The organism is Aquaspirillum soli (assembly GCF_054781915.1).
On the sequence record NZ_BAAGTM010000033.1, the window covers coordinates 1 to 1,449 of the forward strand.

A 1,449-nucleotide genomic window follows, 5' to 3' on the forward strand; every position below is an offset into this window, starting at 1 on the left:
GACGGGGTTTATATTAGCTCAAGTACCCAGCAAGCGGTTTGTGAAGAATTTGCAACGCGGCTGAGACAGTTCAAAAAACAACGTCTGAATTGGCGGGTCAGCAACAAGACATCCCCCAAATACTCACAGGTGTCTACACAGCTACAAAAAGCGCTTGAGCCAGTGATTAACCAGCAAATGCAAGATGCCGGACATGATATTGATAAAAGTATTGCTGATCTTGAACGCATCCAGTGGTGGATTTTGTTGGGAATGTTATCAATCCTATTGGTGTTGATTTTTGGTGGCACGTTGTTGGCGCGTGGGGTGGCGTTGCCGTTAAATCACCTGAGTCATTTAATGACCAAGCTGATTGCAGAAAAAGATTTTTCAGTGCAATTAGACGTCAAGGGGAAAGACGAAATTGCCAATGTATCGAACTGCTTTAACCAGCTAGTGGTGATGTTGCGTGAGATGTTGCAACAGTTTACCCATGATATTCACCAACTTGACCACATGGCGGCAGAATTGGCCGAGGTGATTACAACCTCATCACATAGTGCACAGGAAACCAGTCAATCCGCTTCGGGCATGGCGGCGGCGGTGGAACAGATGTCCTCTGGCTTGAACCAAATGCGCCAACACACAGAAGCCGCTTTGCAAGTGGTCGATGTTTCTTCCTCACAATCGGATCAAGGCAATCGGGTGATTGGCAATGCCATTGAAGACATGCAGCGTATCACCACCGAAGTTTTTGCCGTTTCACAATCCATTCACCAGCTCAATGAACAAACCACACAAATTTCCCAGATTGTCAGTGTGATTCGGGAAGTGGCTGATCAAACGAATTTGCTGGCCCTCAATGCCGCGATTGAAGCGGCACGAGCCGGTGAGCAAGGGCGCGGCTTTGCGGTGGTGGCTGATGAGGTGCGTAAGCTGGCTGAACGTACCGCAGGGGCGACCATCGAGATTGCTGACATGATCGGTGCGATTCAATCCAGCGCGAATGTGGCGCTGGAAAAAATGGATGTGGCCGTTAACGAGGCGAACACGGGTGCGGAGTTGGCTCAACATGCCAGCGAATTTATTGCAGCGATGGGCAAAGGCTCGCATGATGTGGCCAATACGGTTCATGCACTGGCAAAAGCGATTGCTGAGCAAACCTCGGCAGGGCAGTTTATCGCCGGCCAAGTTGAGCATGTGGCACAGGCCGTCGAGGAAAACCATCTGGCGATTCAACACACCGCCCAAACTGTCCACACCCTCACCGACCTATCGCAAGACATTCGCCAGCGCGTCGCGCAATTCAGCTTTTGACTTCCTCCCCGCCCTAAAGAGCGGGGATTCCTGCTGCCAGACGGCGAAGTCCCGCCGCGAGAATGTTTTTGGCAGCGTTGGTGTCGCGGTCGTGTGTTGCACCGCATTCGCTGCAAATCCATGCTCTTATTCGCAAACTTGCTCTACCTTTCG

Annotated in this window: 2 protein-coding genes; one reads left to right on the plus strand and one right to left on the minus strand. The window is 51.2% G+C overall.

Annotated elements, in window-relative coordinates; genetic code table 11:
* The coding region (locus ACYVJG_RS12875; RefSeq protein ID WP_460431408.1) for a methyl-accepting chemotaxis protein at positions 1–1,296 on the plus strand (1,296 nt) is incomplete at its 5' end.
* A gap of 13 nt (positions 1,297–1,309) precedes the next feature.
* Here ACYVJG_RS12875 and ACYVJG_RS12880 read toward each other — a convergent pair.
* The gene (locus tag ACYVJG_RS12880) at positions 1,310–1,432 is read right to left on the minus strand and encodes a zinc ribbon domain-containing protein (RefSeq protein WP_460431409.1); all 123 of its coding nucleotides are present in this window, start codon (positions 1,430–1,432) and stop codon (positions 1,310–1,312) included.
* Between the last annotated feature and the right edge of the window lie 17 nt (positions 1,433–1,449).